Origin of the sequence: Algoriphagus ratkowskyi (assembly GCF_002150505.1) — a bacterium.
Lineage (GTDB): Bacteria > Bacteroidota > Bacteroidia > Cytophagales > Cyclobacteriaceae > Algoriphagus > Algoriphagus ratkowskyi.
The window spans coordinates 1-2975 of sequence record NZ_MSSV01000030.1 but is presented as its reverse complement, the minus strand read 5'-3'; the positions used below and the strand labels follow the sequence as shown (position 1 = coordinate 2975).

At 49.7% G+C, this 2975-nt stretch carries 1 rRNA gene; it reads right to left on the bottom strand.

The features are described from left to right. Window positions 1-33: 33 nt before the first annotated feature. Window positions 34-2912: ribosomal RNA gene (locus tag BVH02_RS19890) — 23S ribosomal RNA — on the bottom strand. Between the last annotated feature and the right edge of the window lie 63 nt (window positions 2913-2975).

Here is a 2975-nt window from a genome sequence, read left to right as displayed (position 1 = left end):
AATAACATGTTTTTGCAGAAACTGTAACAAACGTAGCGTAAGTTTTTGGGCAATTAGTACTACTCGGCTATGACATTACTGCCTTTACACCTATAGCCTATCAACGTCATCGTCTCTGACGGCCCTATTTGGAAGTCTCATCTTGAGGGGAGTTTCGCACTTAGATGCTTTCAGCGCTTATCTCTTCCCGACGTAGCTACCCGGCAATGCAATTGGCATCACAACCGGTACACCAGCGGTCAGTCCAACCCGGTCCTCTCGTACTAAGGTCAGGTCCTCGCAAACTTCCCACGCCCGCAACAGATAGGGACCGAACTGTCTCACGACGTTCTGAACCCAGCTCGCGTGCCACTTTAATGGGCGAACAGCCCAACCCTTGGGACCTTCTTCAGCCCCAGGATGTGACGAGCCGACATCGAGGTGCCAAACCTCCCCGTCGATATGAGCTCTTGGGGGAGATCAGCCTGTTATCCCCAGCGTACCTTTTATCCTTTGAGCGACGGCTCTTCCATTCAAAACCGCCGGATCACTATACCCGTGTTTCCACCCTGCTCGGCTTGTCGGCCTTACAGTCAAGCTCCCTTATGCTATTGCACTCCTCGTACGGTTACCAAGCGTACTGAGGGAACCTTTGGAAGCCTCCGTTATCCTTTTGGAGGCGACCACCCCAGTCAAACTACCCACCAAGCAATGTCCCCCTAATAAGGGGTTAGATACCAAACAAACAAAGGGTGGTATTTCAACAGTGACTCCACGAATCCTAGCGAACCCGCTTCAAAGTCTCCCACCTATCCTACACATCATTTGTCCAGTACCAATACTAAGTTGCAGTAAAGGTGCATGGGGTCTTTCCGTCCCGTTGCGGGTACGCGGCATCTTCACCGCGACTACAATTTCACCGAGCTCATGGCTGAGACAGTGCCCAGATCGTTACACCATTCGTGCAGGTCGGAACTTACCCGACAAGGAATTTCGCTACCTTAGGACCGTTATAGTTACGGCCGCCGTTTACTGGGGCTTCGATTCAATGCGTCTCTTACGATAACATCCCCTCTTAACCTTCCAGCACCGGGCAGGTGTCAGGCCTTATACTTAGTCTTGAAACTTTGCAAAGCCATGTGTTTTTGTTAAACAGTCGCCTGGGCCTCTTCACTGCGGCCTCTATTGCTAGAGGCGCCCCTTCTCCCGAAGTTACAGGGCTATTTTGCCGAGTTCCTTAGCCATGATTCACTCGAGCACCTTAGGATACTCTCCTCGACCACCTGTGTCGGTTTGCGGTACGGGTAATTATACTCTTAACGCTAGAAGTTTTTCTTGGAAGCCCTTAGGATCACTATCTGATTGTCCGTAAACGCTCAGTACTATCAGCTTCGGCTAATTCAACGCATTTAACTATCGAACCAATACCTACTACCTTTAACGCGGTATTCCGTCACCGCGCGGATCTTTCATCACTCCGTCACTCCATCACTCGTATAATTAGTATGGAAATATTAATCCATTGTCCATCCACTACCCCTTTCGGGTTCGCGTTAGGTCCCGACTAACCCTGATCCGATTAGCGTTGATCAGGAAACCTGGGTCTTACGGTGTGCGGGTTTCTCGCCCGCATTATCGTTACTCATGCCTACATTTGCTTTTCCAAAAACTCCAGCGCAGCTTACGCCACACCTTCACTGTCGTTGGAATGCTCCCCTACCACTGCTCCTGATAAATCAGGATACAATCCTTCGCTTCGGTACTATGTTTGATGCCCGATTATTATCGACGCCCTGTCGCTCGACCAGTGAGCTGTTACGCACTCTTTAAAGGAATAGCTGCTTCCAAGCTAACCTCCTGGCTGTCTCTGCAACTGGACCACCTTTGTTCAACTTAACATAGATTTTGGGACCTTAGCGGAAGGTCTGGGTTCTTTCCCTCTCGGACTTGGACCTTAGCACCCAAGCCCTCACTGCCGCTTCTATATGATGGCATTCGGAGTTCGTCAGGATTTGGTAGGATTTGACTCCCCCTAGTCCTATCGGTAGCTCTACCTCCATCATACAATTCACGACGCTGTTCCTAAAAACATTTCGGGGAGTACGAGCTATTTCCCAGTTTGATTAGCCTTTCACCCCTACCCACAGCTCATCCGGAAACTTTTCAACGTTTATCGGTTCGGTCCTCCATTGTGTGTTACCACAACTTCAACCTGGCCATGGGTAGATCACTAGGTTTCGCGTCTACCCCCACCGACTCAATCGCCCTTTCAGACTCGCTTTCGCTCCGGGTACGGTACTGAATACCTTACCCTTGCCGATGAGGAGTAACTCGTAGGCTCATTATGCAAAAGGCACGCCGTCACTACACAAAGTAGCTCCGACCGCTTGTAAGCGCACGGTTTCAGGTTCTATTTCACCCCGTTATTCACGGTACTTTTCACCTTTCCCTCACGGTACTAGTTCACTATCGGTCTCTCAGGAGTATTTAGCCTTACCGGATGGTGCCGGCAGTTTCAATCGGGATTTCTCCGGTCCCGACCTACTCAGGATACCCGTCTCTCTAACAACCCTTCCAATACAGGACTCTCACCTCCTCTGGTTAGCTTTCCCACGCTATTCTCGTCGGGTTGTTATCAATTATACAGGTCCTACAACCCCTATTATGCCGTAACATAATAGGTTTGGGCTGTTCCGCTTTCGCTCGCCACTACTTACGGAATCATTATTATTTTCTCCTCCTATGGGTACTTAGATGTTTCAGTTCCCCACGTTCGCTTTCCTTACGGAATAGTCTTAAAGACTGGGTTGCCCCATTCGGACATCTACGGATCAAACCCTATTGGCAGGTCCCCGTAGCTTTTCGCAGCTTATCACGTCCTTCTTCGCCTCTGAGAGCCTAGGCATCCCCCGTGCGCCCTTATTCACTTACTTCTACTTTTCTGTGATACTTCCGTATCACGTCTGTTACAATTTCTGCTCAACATGTCAATGAAC